This is a genomic window from Neisseria lisongii, assembly GCF_028463985.1.
In the GTDB taxonomy this organism is placed as follows: Bacteria; Pseudomonadota; Gammaproteobacteria; order Burkholderiales; family Neisseriaceae; genus Neisseria; species Neisseria lisongii.
This window is the reverse complement of sequence record NZ_CP116766.1, coordinates 1,009,684-1,030,599: the sequence shown is the minus strand read 5'-3', so window position 1 is coordinate 1,030,599 and position 20,916 is coordinate 1,009,684. Positions and strand designations below refer to the sequence as shown.

The window sequence follows — 20,916 nt, the reverse complement described above, 5'->3', positions numbered from 1 at the left end:
AATAATGTTAACATCGAAAGTGCTAAATTATGTCGGGATAACTGATTTTTGAGTATGTATTCTAAATTTGCTTTGTATGTCATCAGTTTATGTAAGGTTGTCGTGCTACCTGAGATGAATTTATAGTTGGAATAACCTTAGGTGCTACAGTTTGGCTTTAGTTAGGCTCAAGTGTGTAAGCTGGAGAATGGGTGCGGTTGCTCGGTTATGTGGATTGTAGGTTATTGACTTGCGCAGAAAATTCAGTATTTTAACGATAGTTATATCGATTGGCATGATTGGATAGATTGTTTATTAATACATAAACATTTGGTTTTTCTAAAAAAATACGTTGCGAATTTGGTGAAATGGCGATGACGGCGGCGGGAAATATGTGATATAAACACGCATGCCGTCTGAAAACGGTGTTTGGGTAAACGGGCTGTGTTGCCGCTTGGGAAACTCGGCCCGGTGATGTGTTTTAATTTGCTGTATTTGGATAAGCGGCAATCGATATAATGATGCGGCATGCAGTGTGCAGTTGCTTTGTATCGGAAAATCTTGAACCGCTATATAATAGCGGCCGATTATTCAAATAAGGTTAAAGAATGAGCGATAGAGAAAATCTTTTTGTGCCGCCGGCTTTCGGCAATCACAGCCCTTTGAGCTGGTATCAGGCGGCGGCGCAGCAGCCGGGCTTTATCAGCGATAAGGCTCAGGAAATGGCGATTGAATATCTGGATCGGTTGTGGACCGAATTGATGATGTTTAAACGCAAGCGCAACCGTTTTTTAGGGCGCAGCCTGCGTTCGCCGCAAGTGCCTAAAGGGCTGTATTTTTACGGCGGTGTCGGCAGGGGCAAGAGTTTTTTGATGGATGCTTTTTTCGGCTGTTTGCCGTATAAACGCAAACGCCGGGTGCATTTTCATGCGTTTATGGCGGAAATCCACGAGCGGCTGAAAGGCTTGAAAAGCGAGGCCAATCCGCTGAAGGCGGTGGCGGCGGAAATTGCGAAGGAAACACGGGTTTTGTGTTTCGATGAATTTCACGTCAGCGATATTGCCGATGCGATGATTTTGGGGCGTTTGCTGGAAAATCTGTTGGGCGAGGGCTTGGTATTGGTGGCCACTTCCAATTATGCACCGTCCGAACTTTACCCGCAGGGGCAGAACCGCAGCAGTTTTTTGCCGACGATTGCGCTGATTGAGTCGAGTTTGACGGTGTTGAATGTGGACGGCGGCGAGGATTACCGCCTGCGTACGCTCAAGCCTGCGGAAATCTTTTTTGTGCCGAATAATCAGGAAAACGAGCAGAAGCTGGAAGAACTGTTCTGCGAAATGTCGGGTTTGGCAGAGCTCAATCCGGGCATCAGCGTGATTCATGGTCGGGATATTCCGCACAAGGCGAAAGCGGATCATGCGATATGGTTTGATTTCCGTGCTTTGTGTTTCGGCCCGAGATCGCAGGCGGATTATCTGTATCTGGCAGAACATTATGAAATTGTGTTTGTGTCGGGTTTGGAACGCTTAACGCCGCAGGAAAAAGCAGAAGCCCGCCGTTTGACTTGGCTGATTGACGTTTTATACGATTTCAGAGTGAAATTGTGTGCAACGGGCGAGGTAGCGGTGGACGATATTTATATCGAAGGCGATTTTGCCGAAGAATTTACCCGTACCGCCAGCCGTATGACCGAAATGCAGTCGGAAGCCTATTTGGCGCAGCCGCACCTGACTTTGAGCAAGGCGAAAGCATAAAGCGTGCGGCCGGCAGCGCCGGTTGCCTGTTTCAATCATTGTGAAAATGCCTTGTTTTCCGGTGCGGCACAAGTTTGCCCTATCTGGAAAACAAATGCGTTTCGCTATAAAATGGCGGTTTCCGCCTTGAATAACTGTCTTGGAAAACAAGATATAATAATCAACCACTTAATATAAAGGAAAGAAAATGGCTATTGAACGTACCATTTCTATTGTTAAACCTGATGCGGTTGCGAAAAACGTGATTGGTAAAATTTACAGCCGTTTTGAGGACAACGGTCTGCGCATCGTGGCAGCCAAGATGAAACATCTGAGCAAACGTGAAGCGCAGGATTTTTACGCCGTGCATAAAGAGCGTCCGTTTTTCGGCGAACTGGTGGAATTTATGACCAGTGGTCCGGTGATGATTCAGGTGTTGGAAGGCGAAAACGCCGTTGCCAAAAACCGTGAATTGATGGGTGCAACCAATCCGGCTGAAGCGGCAGCCGGTACCATCCGTGCCGACTTTGCCAACTCTTTGGGTGAAAACGCCGTACACGGTTCGGACAGCTTGGAAAACGCAGCCATCGAAATCGCTTATTTCTTCAGCCAAAGCGAAATCTGTTCCCGCTAAAACCGGCAAACAGGCCGTCTGAAAAGCGGAAAGTCCGTATTCCGCCGATACTCAGGCAGCCGAAAACCTGTATCCGCAGCCGCTCTTGGGCTTGCGGATACAGGTTTTCGGGTTTTCTCTTTTCAGACGGCATTTTCAGACGGCCTTCAATAAAATAAGGTCTTGTATTGATATGCAGGGTTTTATTTTATTGAACGGCAAAATTAACCATAAACGGCAGATGATTGCCGGCTTAAACCTACTAAGAATACATGAAAACCAATCTACTGAATTTTGATTTAAACGGCCTGACCGAACATTTTGCCCGAATGGGCGAAAAACCGTTCCGTGCCAAACAGGTTATGCGTTGGATGCACCAAGGTGCGGCGGCGGATTTTGATGAGATGACGGATTTGGCAAAATCGCTGCGCCAAAAACTCAACGAACAGGCAGTGGTCGGCGTGCCGGAATTAATGACGGCGCAGCAGTCGTCAGACGGTACACGCAAATGGCTGCTCGATGTCGGAACGGGTAATGGCGTGGAAACGGTCTTTATCCCCGAAGCCGAACGGGGAACGCTGTGTATTTCCTCTCAGGTCGGCTGTGCTTTGGAATGCACGTTTTGCTCGACCGGCCGCCAAGGCTTCAACCGCAATCTGACGGCAGCTGAAATCATCGGCCAACTGTGGTGGGCGAATAAGGCCATGGGCGTTACCCCGAAAAACGAGCGGGTGATTTCCAATGTGGTGATGATGGGCATGGGCGAGCCGCTGGCGAACTTTGACAATGTGGTAACGGCGCTTAATATTATGCTTGACGACCACGGCTACGGCTTGAGCCGCCGTCGGGTAACGGTTTCCACTTCGGGCATGGTGCCACAGATGGACAGGCTGCGTGATGCCGTGCCGGTGGCGTTGGCAGTGTCGCTGCATGCTTCTAACGACCAAGTGCGTGATGAAATTGTGCCGCTGAACAAAAAATATCCGCTGAAAGAACTGATGGCGGCGTGTCAGCGTTATCTGGTGAAAGCGCCGAGAGATTTCATCACGTTTGAATATGTGATGCTGGACGGCATCAACGACAAAGCCCAACATGCACGGGAATTGATTGAACTGGTTAAAGATGTGCCGTGCAAATTCAACCTGATTCCGTTTAACCCGTTTCCCAATTCGGGCTACGAACGTTCCAGCAACGAAAATATCAGAGTATTCAGAGATATTCTGCAACAGGCAGGGTTTGTGGTTACGGTGCGCAAAACACGGGGCGACGATATTGATGCCGCCTGTGGCCAACTGGCGGGGCAGGTGCAGGACAAAACCCGCCGCCAGCAGAAATGGCAGCAGATTATTGTGGAACAGAAAGGCAGTTGATGAAAGGCGGAAAGTGGTTGTGGGCAGTGTTGCTGCTGGCAGGTTGTGCCGCCATGTCGGGCGTGAACGTATCCGAACGTGATGCCCGTATGGCGGACATCAAAACCCGTTTGGCGTTGGCGTATATGAATGCCGGCGATTACCGAAATGCCACCGACAACATCGAAGCCGCCGTCCGTTTCGACCGCAACAGCAGCACCGCATGGCTGGTGCGGGCTCAAATTTATCAGTATCTCAATCTCAACAATAAAGCGCAGGAAAGTTTCGATCGTGCGTTGGCGTTGCAGCCGAACAGTGCTGAAATCAATAATAATTACGGCTGGTTTGTCTGCAACAGTCTGAACCGCCCTGAAGCGGCATTACCTCATTTTAATAAAGCACTTGCCGATCCGACTTATCCTACGCCGCATATTGCGTATCTCAACAAAGGTATTTGCAGCGGTCGCATGGGGCTGGCGGCAGAAGCAGAACAGGCTTTGAAACAGGCATTGGCGCTGCGGCCGGATTTCGCAGCGGCGCAAGCGGCATTGCTGCAAATTCAGACGGCCTCGGAACATGGTGCAGAACGCAAATAAACCGGACACACCCATCATCAAAACCACAGCGGAAACAGTGTATTCCGCAGGCTTAGGACAAATCAAATGAAAACCATTCAGCGGCGAGAAACCCATCAAGTAAGCATAGACCATATCGTTGTCGGCTCGGCAGCGCCGGTGGTGGTGCAGTCGATGACCAATACCGATACTGCAAATGCCGCCGCCACTGCGCAACAGATCAAAGAATTAAGCGATGCCGGTTCGGAAATGGTGCGGATTACGGTAAACAGCCCCGAAGCGGCATCAAAAGTAGCGGAAATCCGCCAGCGTTTGGACGATATGGGCTATACCACGCCGTTGATCGGCGATTTCCATTTCAACGGCGAACGCCTGCTGGCAGAATTTCCCGAATGCGGCAAAGCGCTGGCGAAATACCGGATTAACCCGGGCAATGTCGGCAAAGGTGCAAAAGGCGATGAAAAATTTGCCTTTATGATCCGCACAGCGGCCGAAAACAATAAAGCCGTGCGTATCGGCGTAAACTGGGGATCGCTGGATCAGAGCCTAGCCAAACGCATGATGGATGTCAATTTGGCTTCCGCTGCACCCAAGTCGCCCGATGAAGTGATGAAAGAAGCGCTGATTGTGTCGGCGCTGGAATCGGCACAAAAAGCCGTAGATTTGGGCTTGCCGGAAAACAAAATCATTTTGTCGTGCAAAGTCAGCGCCGTTCAGGATTTGATTCAGGTTTATCGGGAACTGGGCAGCCGTTGCCGCTATCCGCTGCATTTGGGTTTGACCGAAGCGGGCATGGGCAGCAAAGGCATTGTCGCTTCCACCGCTGCGCTGTCGGTATTGCTGCAGGAAGGCATCGGCGACACCATCCGCATTTCGCTCACGCCCGAACCGGGCAGCCCGCGTACGCAGGAAGTGGTGGTCGGTCAGGAAATTCTGCAAACCATGGGATTGCGTTCGTTTACCCCGATGGTAACCGCCTGTCCGGGCTGCGGCCGCACCACCAGCACAGTGTTCCAAGAGTTGGCAAGAGATGTGCAAAACTATCTGCGCCAAAAAATGCCGGTATGGCGCAATATTTACCCCGGCGTAGAATCGCTGAACGTGGCAGTGATGGGCTGCGTGGTCAACGGACCGGGTGAGAGCAAACTGGCGGACATCGGCATCAGCTTGCCGGGTACAGGCGAAACGCCGGTTGCGCCGGTTTATGTGGACGGCGAACGCAAAGTAACCCTGAAAGGCGACCATATCGCCGCCGAGTTTTTACAGATTGTCGAAGATTATGTGAAAACCAATTACGGCGAAAACGGAGCCAAACGCCAAAACCGCATGATTCCGATTCAGCCGCTGTAAAACGACAGAGGCCGTCTGAAAACGGGTATATATAGTGAATTCACTTTAAAAGTATTATAACGCCGCAAGCTACCTTTTCCCGATTTTAGCGAAACCTACGGTTTTAGCTGCGCAGAAACTCATTGTATGAGTTTTAGCTTCGCAGAAACTCGCTTCGCTCATTTTGGCGAAACCTACGGTTTTCAGACGGCATTCCTGTGGAATTTAAAGAACACGTGTATGCTTAGGCAAGCACGCTACACCCGATTCCCCGTCCCGCTGGCGGGAAGGGGCTAGGGGAAGGGTGGCTTACTTGAGTTGTAAAACGTTTTTGGTTAATGTGCTATAGCAAACTCACAATAGCGAATTTTCAGAGCAGTCGGAATCGCCGTCTGCTTGGCTTGGCTGGCAGATTTGCGGTAAGATAGCGGCTTGATGCCTACCGCTTTTCAGACGGCCTGCAGCAACCCCAAGGCCGTCTGAAAACCGTTTGATTTCCGTATTTTATTTTTAAAACAGACCGCCGCCGCAAAGCGGCATACCGATTACTGATACAGACAGAAACGACTATGAAAACCTCCGAACTGCGTCAAAAATTCCTGAAATATTTCGAACAACACCAACACCAAATCGTCCGCTCGTCTTCGCTGGTGCCGCACGACGACCCGACCCTGCTGTTTACCAATGCCGGTATGAACCAGTTTAAAGATGTGTTCTTAGGCTTTGACAAACGCCCGTACAACCGTGCCACCACCGCCCAAAAATGCGTGCGTGCCGGCGGTAAACACAACGACTTGGAAAACGTTGGCTACACCGCCCGCCATCATACCTTTTTTGAGATGATGGGCAATTTCTCGTTCGGCGACTATTTCAAACGTGATGCCATCCACTTCGCATGGGGTTTTCTGACCGGCAAAGAATGGCTCAATTTGCCGAAAGAAAAACTGCTGGCAACGGTTTACGCCGAAGACGATGAAGCCTACAACATCTGGCTCAACGAAATCGGTATGCCCGCCGACAGAATCGTCCGTATCGGCGACAACAAAGGCGGCCGTTATGCGTCCGACAACTTCTGGCAGATGGGCGACACCGGCCCCTGTGGCCCGTGTTCCGAAATTTTCTACGATCACGGTGAAGAAATCTGGGGCGGCATTCCCGGCAGCCCGGAAGAAGACGGCGACCGCTGGATTGAAATTTGGAACTGCGTATTCATGCAATACAATCGGGACGAACAGGGCAACATGAATCCGTTGCCGAAACCGTCTGTCGATACCGGCATGGGTTTGGAGCGCATGGCGGCCGTAATGCAGGGCGTACACAGCAACTACGAAATCGACCTGTTCCAAGGCCTGCTCAAAGCCGTGGCACGGGAAACCGGCGCTGCATTCAGCATGGACGAGCCGAGCCTGAAAGTGATTGCCGACCATATCCGTTCCTGCTCGTTCCTGATTGCCGACGGCGTATTGCCGGGCAATGAAGGCCGGGGTTATGTATTGCGCCGCATTATCCGCCGTGCCGTGCGCCACGGTTACAAACTCGGTCAAAACCAGCCGTTTTTCCACAAACTGGTGCCGGATTTGGTGAAAGAAATGGGCGATGCCTATCCTGAACTGAAAGAAAAACAGGCGCAAATCGAAGAAGCCCTGAAAAACGAAGAAAGCCGCTTTGCCCAAACTTTGGAAACCGGCATGGCTTTACTGGAAAACGCTTTGGCAAAAGACAGCAAAAAACTTGACGGCGAAATCATCTTCAAACTTTACGACACCTACGGTTTTCCATACGACTTAACCGCCGATATTTGCCGGGAACGCAACATCGAATTGGATGAAGCAGGCTTCGAGCGGGAAATGGAAGCACAGCGCAACCGCGCCCGTGCCGCCCAAAGTTTCAAAGCCAATACCCAGTTGGGATACGAAGGCAAAGACACTGAATTTAAAGGCTATACCGAACGCCAAACCGAGGCTTCCGTATTGGCGCTCTATAAAGACGGCGAAGCGGTAAACGAGTTGGCAGAAGGAGAAAGCGGCGCAGTGGTGATTGATTTCACACCGTTTTACGCCGAATCGGGCGGCCAAATCGGTGATGTCGGCTATATTTTTGCCGGAGAAAACCGCTTTGAAGTGCGTGATACGCAGAAAATCAAAGCCGCCGTATTCGGCCAGTTCGGTGTGCAGGTTGCAGGTCGTCTGAAAGTCGGCGATGCCATTACCGCCAAAATCGACAACGATATCCGCAATGCCAATATGCGCAACCACAGCGCCACCCACTTGATGCACAAAGCCCTGCGCGATGTATTGGGCAGCCATGTCGAGCAGAAAGGCTCGCTGGTTACCGCCGAATCGACCCGTTTCGATATTTCCCACCCGCAGGCGGTAACTGCTGAAGAAATCGCCGAAGTGGAACGTCGTGTCAATGAAGCGATTCTGGCAAACGTGGCCGTGGAAGCCGCCATTATGAGCATGGAAGATGCCCAAAAAACCGGCGCAATGATGCTGTTCGGCGAAAAATACGGCGACGAAGTGCGTGTCTTGAAAATGGGTGATTTTTCAACCGAATTATGCGGCGGTACTCACGTTTCCCGCACCGGCGACATCGGTCTGTTCAAAATCATTTCCGAAGGCGGCATTGCCGCAGGCGTGCGCCGTGTCGAAGCGATTACCGGCCTGAACGCCTTGAAATGGGCGCAAAACCAAGAGCGTTTGATTAAAGACGTGATCGGCGAAGTCAAAGCGCAAACCGAAAAAGACGTGTTGGCGAAAATCCAAGCCAATGCCGCCCAAAGCAAAGCCTTGGAAAAAGATTTGGCAAAAGCCAAAGCCGAATTGGCGGTTTATGCCGGTGCCAAACTGCTGGAAAACGCCAAAGACTTGGGTGCAGCCAAACTGGTTGCCGCCCAAATCGAAGCCGATGCAGGCGCATTGCGTGAAATCGTAACCGATTTAACCGGAAAATCCGACCAAGCCGTGGTTTTGCTGGCAGCGGTAAACGGCGAAAAAGTATCGTTGTGCGCCGGTGTATCCAAACCGCTGATGGCAAAAGTCAAAGCGGGCGATTTGGTGAAATTTGCCGCAGAACAGATCGGCGGCAAAGGCGGCGGCCGTCCGGATTTGGCGCAGGCTGGCGGCAGCGATGCGGCGAAATTGCCGCAAATGCTCGCTTCGATTGAAGCCTGGGTTGCCGCTTTGATTTAAAAACCTTGCTTGATGCCGTCTGAAAATCGGGAAACAGCGTGTTGCGAAGCGCAGTGTTCTCCGGTTTTCAGACGGCATTTTTCCCGATTGAAAGATGAATATCCCGCTAATCACCACTCTGCTGCTGTCGCTGAAAATTGCGGCAACGGCCACGCTGCTCAATACGCTGCTGGCGGTGGCGGCGGGATTTGCGTTTGCCCGTTGCCGGTTTTGGGGGCGCTCGCTGCTGGATACGCTGCTGACCTTGCCGATGGTGTTACCGCCGACGGTGCTGGGCTATTATCTGTTGGTGGCGTTCGGGCGCAACAGTGCTTTGGGGCGCTGGCTGGAACAGAGTTTCGGCATTCATCTGATTTTTACTTGGCAGGGTGCAGTGTTGGCGGCGGTGGCGGTAACGTTTCCGCTGATTTTCAAACCGGCACGGGCGGCTTTTGAAGAAGTCGATCCGCAGTTGGAACAGGCGGCAAAAGTGTTGGGCTTGAGCCGCTGCGCCGTTTTTTTCCGGATCAGCCTGCCTCTGGCGTGGCGGGGGATTTTGTCGGGCATTTTGCTGGCGTTTGCCCGTGCTTTGGGCGAATTCGGTGCTACGCTGATGATTGCCGGCAGCATTCCGGGCGAAACGCAGACGCTGTCGATTGCGATTTACGAAGCCGTGCAGGCGGGCGATGAAGCCTTGGCAAATGCACTGGTGGCGGCTGTATCGCTGCTGTGTATTGCGGTGCTGCTGGCGGCGGGGCGTTTGATGAGGATACGGAGTCGGGAGCGGTAAATGCGGTTTGATATTGTGCTGCAGAAAAAACAGGGGGCATTCGGGCTGAATGTCCGTTTGCAGTCGGATACCGCCCGACTGGCGGTGGTCGGGCGTTCCGGTTCGGGAAAAAGCCTGCTGCTGCAGCTGTTGGCAGGATTGTTGCAGCCCGACGGCGGTCATATCCGTTTTAACGGAGAAACTTGGTTTGACGCTCAAACCGATGTGGCGGCACGCCGCCGCAGAGTGGGGCTGCTGTTTCAGAATTACGCCCTGTTTCCCCATTTGACGGTGGCGCAGAATATCGATTTCGGCTGTGTGCAATCGTGGCGCAATCCGGCAAAAAGGCCGTCTGAAAAAGCGCAACACTGGCTGTCGCTGCTGCAGCTTGAAGCGGTTGCCCATCTGTATCCGCACCAAATTTCGGGCGGGCAGCAGCAGCGTACGGCTTTGGCACGCACCTTGATTGTCGAGCCGCAATTATTGCTGTTGGACGAGCCGTTTTCCGCTTTGGATGCCGATTTGCGGCAGGCCATGCGTGCCGAAGTATTGCAAATACAGCAGCGCAGCGGCGTGCCGATGATGGTGGTTACGCATGATGCGGAAGATGCGGCGGTGCTGGCGGAAGAAGTGTGGCAGATGGAAAACGGTGTATTACATAAAACAGGTTTTGTGCCGCTCTGAAACGGTGGATTTTCAGACGGCCTGTTGTGAAAAATATCTGAAATATTTGGCGGTTTCGCTCAAATTAAACAATAAAAGGAATGATGATGAACCCGAAAACAATCGCCGTGATCGGTGCGATGGAACAGGAAATCGAATTGCTGCGCAGCCGCTTGGAAGCGCCGCAGCGGTATACGTTCGGCGTGTTTGAAGCCTACGAAGGCGGCTTTGGCGGCAAGCGGATGATTTTGGTGAAAAGCGGCATCGGCAAGGTTAATGCAGCGGTGGCGACAGCGTGGGTGGTGCAGCAGTTTGCGCCCGAATGCGTGATTAATACCGGCAGCGCCGGCGGCATTGGTGCCGGTTTGAAAGTCGGCGATGTGGTGATTGGTCATGAAGTGGCGCACCACGATGTCGATGTAACCGCTTTCGGCTATCAGTGGGGGCAAGTGCCGGGTCTGCCTGCGGCTTACCGCAGCGATGAGGCGCTGATGGTGGCGGCAACGCAGGCTGCGGCGGCGTTTGAAGGGGCTGCGGTAACGGCGGGCATGATTGTCAGCGGCGATCAGTTTGTTCACAGCAGCGAAGGCGTGGCAGCGATTCGGGCGCATTTTCCCGAAGTGAAAGCAGTGGAAATGGAGGCAGCGGCGATTGCCCAAACCTGCCATCAGTTGGACGTGCCGTTTGTGGTGGTGCGTGCGGTTTCCGATTCGGCGGACGAAAAAGCGGATATCAGTTTTGAGGAATTTCTGAAAACCGCTGCGGTGTCTTCCGCCGATATGGTTACGGCACTGGCGGCGAAACTGTAACTGCGTCCGGACATAAAGAAAATCATGCAAAAACAGTAAATTTCCGCTAAAATAGCGAGCTGTTCAAACCTATTCGGAAGAGGCCGTCTGAAACTCGCTTTGTTTTTTCAGACGGCCTTTTCAAACATTCAACCTGTTACAACGACAATAAGATGAAAAATATCCGAAATTTCTCCATCATTGCCCACATCGACCACGGTAAATCCACGCTGGCCGACCGCTTCATTCAATACTGCGGCGGCTTGGAGCTGCGCGAAATGAGCACGCAGGTGCTGGATTCCATGGATATTGAAAAAGAGCGGGGGATTACCATCAAAGCCCAAACCGCTGCGCTCAACTATAAAGCCAGAGACGGCCAAACTTATCAGCTCAATCTCATCGATACCCCCGGACACGTCGATTTTTCCTACGAAGTTTCCCGTTCGCTGTCTGCCTGCGAAGGTGCGCTGCTGGTGGTGGACGCTTCCCAAGGCGTGGAAGCGCAAACCGTTGCCAACTGCTATACCGCCATTGATTTGGGGGTGGAAGTGGTGCCGGTATTGAATAAAATCGACCTGCCGGCCGCCGATCCCGAGCGTGTCGAACAGGAAATCGAAGACATTATCGGCATTGACGCTGTGGGTGCAGTGCAGTGTTCCGCCAAAAGCGGTCTCGGTGTGGAAGATGTTTTGGAAGAAATCATCGCCAAAATCCCTGCGCCCGAAGGCGATGAAGATGCGCCGCTGCAGGCGATGATTATCGACTCGTGGTTTGACAATTATGTCGGCGTGGTGATGTTGATTCGGGTGAAAGAAGGCCGTCTGAAACTGAAAGACAAAGTTCAGTTTATGAGTACCAAAGCCGAAACCCAAGTCGAGCAGTTGGGCGTGTTTACCCCGAAATCGGTGCAGAAACAGGAATTGAAAGCCGGTGAAGTGGGCTTTCTGATTACCGGCATTAAAGAATTGGGTTCGGCGAAAGTCGGCGACACCATCACGCTGGCGGCACGGCCTGCCGACAAACCGCTGCCCGGTTTCCAAGAAGTGCAAAGTCAGGTATTTGCCGGTCTTTATCCCGTGGAAAGCCACGACTACGAAGCCCTGCGGGACGCTTTGGAAAAACTCCAGCTCAACGATGCTTCGCTGAAATTCGAGCCGGAAGTATCGCAGGCGTTGGGGTTCGGTTTCCGCTGCGGTTTCTTGGGCTTGCTGCACTTGGAAATCGTGCAGGAGCGTTTGGAACGCGAATTCGATATGGATTTGATTACCACAGCGCCGACCGTGGTTTACGAAGTCGTTTTGAAAAACGGCGAAACCATCGAAGTGGAAAATCCGTCCAAACTGCCCGACATCGGCAGCATTGAAACCATTTTAGAGCCGATTATCACCGCCACCATTCTGGTGCCGCAGGAATATGTCGGCAACGTGATGACGCTGTGCAACCAAAAACGGGGCGTGCAGGTCAATATGCAGTATATGGGTCGCCAAGTAATGCTGACCTACGATTTGCCGATGAACGAAGTGGTGATGGACTTTTTCGACAAACTCAAATCCACTTCCCGAGGCTACGCTTCTTTGGATTACCAGTTTAAAGAATTCCAACCGTCTGATTTGATCAAACTCGATATCATGGTAAACGGCGAAAAAGTGGACGCATTAAGCCTGATTGTCCACCGCCAAAGCGCCGTTCACCGAGGTCGGGAACTGGCTTCCAAAATGCGCGAACTGATTCCCCGCCAGATGTTCGATATTGCCGTGCAGGCGGCCATCGGCAGCCAGATTATCGCCCGTGAAAACGTCAAAGCCCTGCGCAAAAACGTTTTGGCGAAATGTTACGGCGGCGATATTACCCGTAAGAAAAAACTGTTGGAAAAACAAAAAGCCGGCAAACGCCGCATGAAACAGGTGGGTAATGTGGAAATTCCGCAAAGTGCATTCTTGGCGATTTTGCAGGTGAGCGATAAATAAGGCAAAGTCTGAGAGCAGCATTTTCAGACGGCCTTAAAGCGGGAAAACATGGAAACCAATGTCGAAAAAACCGAACGCCTGATCCGTGAAATCAACTTAATCCATGCCCAATATTCGCAGGATTATTTTGAAACCGGCAAGGTGGAAAAAATCAATCTCAGCCATACGCTGCACAAAGTGTCGGTGGCACATATTTTGTCTTACCGGCTGAATCTGCATGAGGCGGTAAACGATTATCTGGCGTTTGCCGATATTCGGGGCATTGATTTTTTCTACCGTGTCAAAACCGGCGAAAGTATCGAAGACAAAATCCGCCGCTATCTGGCGAGGGAAAACCAATATCCGGTGAATAATATTTTGAACGATATTTTCGGCGCACGGGTGATTTTGCCCTCGCCGGATATTGCGGAAATATTAAACCGCTTGGATGGCTGGAAAACGCAATACGGTTTGAAAAACTGGTATCTGCGCGATGTCTGCGGCTATATCGGTATCCATGTTTACTTTAAAAATGCCAGCAATTTTTACTATCCGTGGGAATTGCAGATTTGGGACGAAAAAGATGCTGCGGAAAATATCCGCAACCATATTGCGTACAAACGGAATTTTGTGCAGCAGTATGCAGTGCAGCAGCAAACCAAATAACGCTTATGCCGTTTCCTGTTTTCAGACGGCCTAACGATTGACAAGAGGTGATAACACATGAGTTCTAAACTATTACTGGCTGCGGTTGCCGCCATCATCATCGGCGTGGTGCTGTATGTGAAAAGCAGCAAAGAGCGCGGCGAAAACGGGCAATGGAGCAACGGCCTGCAATGGGCGTATCTGCTGGTATTGGCGGGCTTGTTCGGGCTGCTTTCATCATTTATGAGCTTTACCGCCGTGCTGCTGATTTTTGTGGCAGTCTCCGGCGTATTGTGGCTGCTGCACAAAGGCCGTCTGAAAAACGCTCCCGACCATCGCGATCCGAATCCTTTGAGCGATTATATGAGCGGCTTTTTTCCGATTATTCTGCTGGTGTTTGTCGTGCGGGCATTTGTGGTCGAGCCGTTTCAAATTCCGTCCAGTTCGATGCGGCCGGGGCTGGTGGTCGGCGATTTTATTTTGGTCAATAAATTTTCCTACGGGATCCGTACGCCGATTATTAATAACGTATTGATTGAAACCGGCAAAGTCGGGCGGGGCGATGTGGCGGTGTTCAACTATCCGGAAAATCCCGACATCAACTACATCAAACGGGTGATCGGTTTGCCGGGCGATACGGTGGAATATCGGAATAAAGTTTTGACGATTAACGGCGAAACCGTTGCCGAACAGCCGGAAGGAAGTTTGAGTTATGCCGAAAATACCCAGCGTTACGGCGTGGTGGACATCGTAACCGAATCTTATCGGGAACAGATCGGCGGACACAGTTTCCAAGTGCTGAAAATGGACGAATTGCCGAGCTTTATTCCGCAAAATGTACGCAATACCTTCCCGTATCGTGAACATTGCCAATACGAGCCGGACGGTTCGGCATTTACCTGTAAAGTACCGCAAGGGCATTATTTCATGATGGGCGACAATCGGGACAACAGCGAAGATTCCCGCTATTGGGGATTTGTGGACGACAAATTCATTGTCGGAAAAGCCTTTTTTATCTGGATGAACTTCGGCGATTTGAGCCGAATCGGCAGCAAAATCCACTAATTCAGGGTTTAAATAATAAAAAAATCAGGGGAGGCCGTCTGAAAACGCCGTTGTGTCGTTTTCAGACGGCCTTTATCACACAAACGCTTGGAGCAAACATGGCTTTTTTTATGAAAATCGAATGGGCTACGGTATTTTTAGTGCTGCACACCTCGGCGGCGTTGATGTGTATGCTGCGGGTATTGTATAAACAGAAAAATATCGGCTCGACTTTTGCATGGCTGATTATCCTGTTTCTGTTTCCCCTGTTCGGCACGGTGGCGTATCTGTTGATTGGCGAACCCCGTTTGGGAACGGCACGGGCCAAACGCAGCGGCGAGATGAGCCGTTTTTATCAAAGTTTCGGCACAACCTATCTGTCGGGTATGTACGGACACGCAAGAGAAACCTTGCCGCCGACTTATCGGGGTATCAGCAGGGCGGCGGAAAGTGCCACCGGTTTGGGCGCAACCGCCCACAACGCCATGCGGCTGCTTTCCACAACCGACGATATTATCGAAACCATGCTGGCGGACATCCGTTCCGCCGAATATTCCTGCATGTTGGTGTTTTACATTATCGAACCGAAAGGACGGATTGAAACGCTGCTTCAAGCCGTGGCCGAAGCCGCACAGCGGGGCGTGGACTGCAGCATTTTGGCAGACGCAGTAGGCAGCCGCAGCTTTTTCGACAGCACTTGGTATGCAAAGTTGAAACAGGCGGGCGTACAGATTGACGAATCGTTGCCGGTGGGGCTGCTGCGCACGCTGTTTACCCGTACTGATTTGCGCAACCACCGCAAGATTTTGATTGTGGACGGAAAAATCGGTTATACCGGCAGCTTTAATCTGGTCGATCCCAAATTTTTCAAGAAAAATTCCGGTGTCGGCGAATGGGTGGATGTGATGATGCGCTGCACCGGCCCGATGGTATTGGAAATGGCAGCGGTATTTTTTGCTGATGTGGCGGTGGAAAACGATGATAAGCTGCACGGCATTCAGGATTATCTGCGCAAAAACGAAGAGCGGATTGCCGCCATGTTGCCCGATAAAATGAAACAGGGCAGCATTACCGCCCAAGTGATTCCCTCTGCGCCCGCCCAAAACGACCATGTGATTTACGAAACCATTATCGCCGCCATTCATGCCGCCAACCGCCAAATTACCATTACCACACCGTATTTTGTGCCGGACGAACCGCTGCTGATGGCGCTGACCATGGCCGCCAAACGGGGCGTGGACGTTACCCTGATTTTGCCCGAGAAAGTCGATTCGCTGATGGTGCGCTATGCTTCCCGAGCCTACTATCCGCTGCTGCTCGAAGCCGGCGTACACCTGACCCTGTTCCACGGCGGCCTGCTGCACGCCAAAACCATGACGGTTGATGACGATTACGTGTTATTCGGCACAGTGAACATGGATATGCGCAGCTTTTTCCTTAATTTGGAAATCAGTTTGGCGGTTTATAATCAGGACATCAACCGCCAAGTGTACGCATTGCAGCAAAACTATCTTGCCGAAAGCCACTGCATTACCGTCAAAGGCTGGCAACAGCGTTCCAAATGGTGGATGCTGGTAGAAAACACCGTCCGCCTGATGAGTCCGCTGTTGTGATACCATTTAACCGAGGATAAAAGCCGTCTGAAAACCGCAGGTTTCGCTAAAACGAGCGAAGCAAGTTTCTGTGCAGCTAAAACCGCAGGTTTCTCCAAAACGAGCGAGACAGCTTTTTGCGAAGCCGTAATTCACCCGAAAACCCTATCAAAACCACTTTTAGCGAAAACACAATGTCTGTCGAACATTACGAAAATTTCCCCGTCGGCTCATGGGCCTTGCCCCGCCGCCTACGCCGCCCGATACACGCCATTTATGCCTTTGCCCGCACCGCAGACGATTGGGCGGACGAGGGCAACTTGAGCGACAGCCGCCGCTTGGAACAACTGGCCGCCCTGCGTGCCGAACTTGATCGGATTGCCGCAAAGCAAACCCCGCAAACCGAACTGATGCAGCGGCTCGAACGGGAAGCCGTCCGCCCGTTTCAAATGCCGCTCGAACCGTTTTACGATTTATTGTCGGCATTTTGCCAAGACATCGAAAAAAAACGCTACCAAAATTTCGGCGAATTGGTCGATTATTGCCGCCGTTCCGCCAATCCCGTCGGCAGAATGATGCTGCACCTCTACGGCTGCAACGACCCTTTGAGCATCGCCCAAAGCGACGGCATCTGTACCGCCCTGCAACTGATTAACTTTTGGCAAGACATTGCCGCCGACTGGCAAAAAGGGCGGATTTACCTGCCTTTAGACGATATGGAAAAATTCAAAGTCAGCGAAACACACATCGCCGAGGGCAACGCTGATTTCGCCTTCCGCCGTCTGATGGCCTACCAATGCAGCCGCACGTTCAAAATGCTGCAGGCCGGTTCGCCCTTGGGCAAAACCCTGAAAGGCCGAATCGGCTTCGAGCTGCGCATGATTATTATCGGCGGGCAACTGATTCTGCAAAAACTCGATGCCGCCCAATACGACGTATTCCACAACCGCCCGATATTGGACAAACGAGACCGTTTCATCATGCTCAAACGGGCATTTTTGAAAAAATAGCCCACGGAAGGCCGTCTGAAAATACACAGAAAAATAGAAGAAGATGTGAACAGCTTGTGGAAAAGCTGATTATCAGATTGAATTTTCGATAATAAATCGAGTTGATTAAGAAATGGGCAAGAACAAATTCAATATCTATAAAAATAATTAATTTCTACACTTTTTGATGCTAGTATGTGATCTTAAATATTATTTAAAATCAATATAAAATGGAGTTTTATATGAAAAAATTAGGCAAAATTTTCTTTTTAGCAGTTATGGGTTTAATATTTAACACGGCTTATGCGAATGATGGCCAGCTTGTTTTTTATTGTAAAACAAATACGGGGAAACAAATTTTTCTTACTAAATCAGATAATTATTATACCTATTCATTTGGAAGGAATTTAAAGTCTCCAGAAATTATATTAAGAAAAGCGCTAAATGAAGTTGAGGTGGAAGAGCATAGTGCCTATGGTGGCGTTGGTGGAACTTGGTATACTTTAAAAAATGGCACCTATACTTATGACATTTCTTTTGGTACATCTGATGATGGTAGAGATTTTGCTGGAGTGAGTGTTTATAATAAAGGCAATGAAATAGCTGATGTAAAGTGTAATTTAAATACGTTAAAGTTAGGATACTAATCTTAGGTACAGCAGCCGTAGGTTTGGGAAAATCGTATGCAGCAGAGTGATGTAACTTATTCTTGTTTGTTTTTTGGTTTAATGCACATTTAAGCCGTCTGAAAACATGGTTTTCAGACGGCCAGAGCTTATTTTTATTTGAAAAACTTACCGGAATATTTTTAATTTTTCTATTAACTTCATTAAGTTGAATATGATTTTCTCTGAATGGTTTTTATCTAACCATAAAAAAAGCTGCTCGAATGAGCAGCTTTTTTATATTTGGCGGAAGCGGTGAGATTCGAACTCACGGAGGGCTATCAACCCTCGACGGTTTTCAAGACCGTTGCATTAAACCGCTCTGCCACGCTTCCTGTTTAAGGATTTCAAGAATGGCGGAAGCGGTGAGATTCGAACTCACGGAGGGCTATCAACCCTCGACGGTTTTCAAGACCGTTGCATTAAACCGCTCTGCCACGCTTCCTTTTCTTGAAGCGTGTATATTAATCAAATTTTTCCCTTTTGCCAAGTCTGGCGGGAAGAAAAAGATTTAATTTTTTGTTTTTAATGCGATTGTTGTTCCCGGATAAAGACCCACTCTTGTTCGCTGGACGAAGCGGGGTGGAAAACGTAGCCTTCGCTGTCGAAGTTTTTCAGTTGTTCGGGATCGGTGATGCAGTGTTCGGCGGCGTAGCGCACCATTAAACCTCTGGCACGTTTGGCGTAGAAGCTGATGATTTTGAATTGGCCGTTTTTTTCGTCTTTGAAAACGGGGGTAATCAGGCGGGCGTTGAGGGCTTTGGTTTGTACGGATTTGAAGTATTCCTGCGAGGCAAGGTTAATCAGTATCCGGCTGTCGGCGGCTTCAAGTGTTTGGTTCAGCAGCTCGGTAATGCGGCCGCCCCAAAATTCGTACAGGTTTTTGCCTCGGCTGTTGGCAAACGGTGTACCCATTTCGAGGCGGTAGGGCTGGATTAAATCCAGCGGGCGCAATAAGCCGTAGAGACCGGAAAGCAGGCGGACGTGGTTTTGCAGGTAGTCGGTTTGCGTTGGGCTGAGGGTGGCGGCGTTTAGGCCTTCGTACACATCGCCGTTGAACATATATACGGCTTGTTTGGCGTTGTCGGGGGTAAACGGTAGCTGCCATGCGGCGTTGCGTTCGGCATTGAGCAGGGCGATTTTGTCGGAAACGTGCATCAGTTCGGCCAGTTGCTGCGGGGCAAGGCGGCTTAGTTGCTGCATCAGCAGTTCGGATTCCTGCAGCAAGTCGGCTTGGGTGTATTTTTTGATGGGAGCCGGGTCTGTTTCGTTGAGGTTTTTGGCGGGAGAAAGCACGAAAAGCATGATTTTCCTTTGTTGTTTGGGGAGGGGAACGGGAAAATTTTAGTAGGAAAGATGATGTGGGGCAAGTTTGAAAAATCAATGGCGGCGATTAAGTGCCGCCATTAATTGGAGGCCGTCTGAAAATGGGGATTGGCTGTGTTTCTTTTAGCTTTTAGTGAAACTTACAGTTTTAGCTTCGCAAAACCCGTTTCACTTGTTTTAGCTTTGCAGAAACTCACGCCGTTCGTTTTAGCTGCGCAGAAACTCGCTTCGCTCGTTTTCAGACGGCATGAATAGGTTAGCGGTAGAGTGAAACGATGGTTTCGGCGGCTTTGATGCAGCTGTTTACATCGGCAACCAAGGCAATGCGGACATAGCCTGCGCCGGGGTTGCCCTGTTCGGTTTCACGGGCGAGGAAGCGGCCGGGTAATACTTGAATGGCGGCTTGCTGCCATAGTTTTTTGGCAAATGCCAAGTCGTCGCCGTCGGGAATTTTCAGCCAGATGTAAAATGAAGCGTCGGGCATATCGACATCAAACACTTGTTTCAAAATCGGAATGACTTTGTCGAATTTTTCCTGATACAGGCGGCGGTTGGCGCTGACGTGTTCTTCATCGTTCCATGCCGCAATGCTGGCACGCTGCACGGGAATGCTCATGGCGCTGCCGTGGTAGGTGCGGTAGAGCAGGAAGTTTTTCAGCAAACCGGCATCGCCGGCAACGAAACCCGAACGCATACCGGGGACGTTGGAGCGTTTGGAAAGGCTGGTAAACATGACCAGATTTTGATAGCTGCGGCCGGATTGTGCTGCCGCCTGCAGACAGCCGATGGGTTTGTTGCCGTCAAAATAGATTTCGGAATAGCATTCGTCCGAGCCGATAATGAAGCCGTAGCGGTCTTGCAGGGCAAAGAGTTGCTGCCAGTCCTCAAGCTGCAACACGCTGCCGCTCGGATTGTTGGGCGAGCAGACCAATACCAAGCGGGTGCGTTGCCAAACATCTTCGGGAATGCTGTTCCAATCGGGGTTGAACGATGGGGCGGGACAGTTGGCGAAATGGATTTCGCCGCCGCCTAAAATGGTTGCCCCTTCGTAAATCTGGTAAAACGGGTTGGGGCTGACAACGACCGGCTTGAGGCCGTCTGAAACGGGGTTCAACACGGTTTGGATAAAGGAAAACAGGGCTTCCCGGCTACCCAAAACCGGCAAGATTTCGGTTTCGGGATTGACAGTTAAACCGTCGTAACGGCGTTTGAGCCAGTCGGCGCAGGCTTGGCGCAATTCGGGAAGACCTGCGGTCAGCGGATATTTTTCCAGTTCGGGCAAAGCAGCGGTCAGCGCATCGGTAACGACTTTGGGCGCAGGGTGTTTCGGTTCGCCGATATGCAGCGGCACGGCACTCATGCCTTCGGGCGCAGCCAGCCCCTGCATGGCTTCCCGCAAACGGGCAAAAGGATAGGGTTGGAGTTGGTTTAACAGGGTGTTCATAGGGAAATTCCGTTTGATGTCTGTAAGCAAAATATGGCGGTTATCTTAGCATTTTTTGATAGGGCGTTGTTGACAATTTGGTTTAATAAATAGATTAACCTAGGTATTCACCTATAGTTAAAACACCGAATTTTCTGTACAAATCGGCAAGTCAATGACAGTAGGAAATCAGAATATGTGGTAAGAAGTAAGTTGCGCTACCTGAACACTGTTCTCCGTCCTGCTAGCGGGGAGAGTGGTTCGCTGAGGCGTTATACTTTTAAAGTGAATTCACTATAGTGCGATAAGGCGAAGCCA

The 20,916-nt window shown here is 50.7% G+C and carries 17 protein-coding genes and 2 tRNA genes; 15 read left to right on the top strand and 4 right to left on the bottom strand.

Going from position 1 to position 20,916, the window contains the following annotated elements; translation table 11 throughout:
* The first annotated feature begins 587 nt into the window (after positions 1–587).
* The 15 genes from zapE (at position 588) to PJU73_RS04535 (ending at position 17,831) form a co-directional block, all read left to right on the top strand.
* Positions 588–1,733: a cell division protein ZapE gene (gene zapE, locus PJU73_RS04605; RefSeq protein WP_237090533.1), complete on the top strand. Its 1,146-nt coding sequence runs from the start codon at positions 588–590 to the stop codon at positions 1,731–1,733.
* Between the two features lie 187 nt (positions 1,734–1,920).
* On the top strand, positions 1,921–2,346 hold the full coding sequence (gene ndk / locus PJU73_RS04600; RefSeq protein WP_237090532.1) for a nucleoside-diphosphate kinase: 426 nt from the start codon (positions 1,921–1,923) through the stop codon (positions 2,344–2,346).
* A 251-nt stretch (positions 2,347–2,597) separates the two neighbouring features.
* The gene (gene rlmN / locus PJU73_RS04595; protein ID WP_237090531.1) at positions 2,598–3,695 is read left to right on the top strand and encodes a dual-specificity RNA methyltransferase RlmN; all 1,098 of its coding nucleotides are present in this window, start codon (positions 2,598–2,600) and stop codon (positions 3,693–3,695) included.
* Positions 3,695–4,270 (top strand): type IV pilus biogenesis/stability protein PilW, encoded by a 576-nt coding sequence (gene pilW / locus PJU73_RS04590; protein WP_237090530.1) that lies wholly within the window; start codon positions 3,695–3,697, stop codon positions 4,268–4,270. The genes rlmN and pilW overlap by 1 nt, the downstream gene beginning before the upstream one ends.
* A 66-nt stretch (positions 4,271–4,336) precedes the next feature.
* Positions 4,337–5,599 (top strand): flavodoxin-dependent (E)-4-hydroxy-3-methylbut-2-enyl-diphosphate synthase, encoded by a 1,263-nt coding sequence (gene ispG / locus PJU73_RS04585; protein ID WP_237090529.1) that lies wholly within the window; start codon positions 4,337–4,339, stop codon positions 5,597–5,599.
* Between the two features lie 548 nt (positions 5,600–6,147).
* On the top strand, positions 6,148–8,769 hold the full coding sequence (alaS, locus tag PJU73_RS04580) for an alanine--tRNA ligase (protein ID WP_237090528.1): 2,622 nt from the start codon (positions 6,148–6,150) through the stop codon (positions 8,767–8,769).
* 94 nt (positions 8,770–8,863) lie between these two features.
* Positions 8,864–9,538, top strand: coding sequence for a molybdate ABC transporter permease subunit (modB, locus tag PJU73_RS04575; protein ID WP_237090527.1), 675 nt, complete (start codon positions 8,864–8,866; stop codon positions 9,536–9,538).
* Positions 9,539–10,201: a sulfate/molybdate ABC transporter ATP-binding protein gene (locus PJU73_RS04570; protein WP_237090526.1), complete on the top strand. Its 663-nt coding sequence runs from the start codon at positions 9,539–9,541 to the stop codon at positions 10,199–10,201.
* A gap of 86 nt (positions 10,202–10,287) precedes the next feature.
* Positions 10,288–10,989, top strand: coding sequence for a 5'-methylthioadenosine/S-adenosylhomocysteine nucleosidase (gene mtnN / locus PJU73_RS04565; protein WP_237090525.1), 702 nt, complete (start codon positions 10,288–10,290; stop codon positions 10,987–10,989).
* A 152-nt stretch (positions 10,990–11,141) separates the two neighbouring features.
* Positions 11,142–12,935, top strand: coding sequence for a translation elongation factor 4 (gene lepA / locus PJU73_RS04560; protein WP_237090524.1), 1,794 nt, complete (start codon positions 11,142–11,144; stop codon positions 12,933–12,935).
* Between the two features lie 48 nt (positions 12,936–12,983).
* Positions 12,984–13,580 (top strand): GTP pyrophosphokinase, encoded by a 597-nt coding sequence (locus tag PJU73_RS04555; RefSeq protein ID WP_237090523.1) that lies wholly within the window; start codon positions 12,984–12,986, stop codon positions 13,578–13,580.
* Positions 13,581–13,637: 57 nt separating this feature from the next.
* On the top strand, positions 13,638–14,624 hold the full coding sequence (gene lepB / locus PJU73_RS04550) for a signal peptidase I (protein ID WP_237090522.1): 987 nt from the start codon (positions 13,638–13,640) through the stop codon (positions 14,622–14,624).
* A gap of 98 nt (positions 14,625–14,722) precedes the next feature.
* Complete coding sequence (gene cls / locus PJU73_RS04545; protein WP_371871474.1) at positions 14,723–16,216, top strand: cardiolipin synthase; 1,494 nt, start codon at positions 14,723–14,725, stop codon at positions 16,214–16,216.
* Positions 16,217–16,389: 173 nt separating this feature from the next.
* Positions 16,390–17,205, top strand: a complete 816-nt coding sequence (gene hpnC, locus PJU73_RS04540; protein ID WP_237090520.1) for a squalene synthase HpnC — start codon at positions 16,390–16,392, stop codon at positions 17,203–17,205.
* 221 nt (positions 17,206–17,426) lie between these two features.
* Positions 17,427–17,831 (top strand): hypothetical protein, encoded by a 405-nt coding sequence (locus PJU73_RS04535; protein WP_237090519.1) that lies wholly within the window; start codon positions 17,427–17,429, stop codon positions 17,829–17,831.
* Positions 17,832–18,093: 262 nt separating this feature from the next.
* Here PJU73_RS04535 and PJU73_RS04530 read toward each other — a convergent pair.
* The 4 genes from PJU73_RS04530 to dapC all read right to left on the bottom strand — a co-directional run bounded on the left by PJU73_RS04530 (position 18,094) and on the right by dapC (position 20,619).
* A tRNA-Ser gene (locus PJU73_RS04530) sits at positions 18,094–18,184 on the bottom strand.
* A gap of 19 nt (positions 18,185–18,203) precedes the next feature.
* Positions 18,204–18,294 (bottom strand) — tRNA-Ser (locus PJU73_RS04525).
* Positions 18,295–18,374: 80 nt separating this feature from the next.
* Positions 18,375–19,154 carry a peroxide stress protein YaaA gene (gene yaaA / locus PJU73_RS04520; protein WP_237090518.1) on the bottom strand — a complete coding sequence of 260 codons (780 nt, stop codon included), beginning with the start codon at positions 19,152–19,154 and terminating at the stop codon, positions 18,375–18,377.
* 277 nt (positions 19,155–19,431) lie between these two features.
* Positions 19,432–20,619, bottom strand: coding sequence for a succinyldiaminopimelate transaminase (gene dapC / locus PJU73_RS04515; protein ID WP_237090517.1), 1,188 nt, complete (start codon positions 20,617–20,619; stop codon positions 19,432–19,434).
* Positions 20,620–20,916 lie beyond the last annotated feature (297 nt).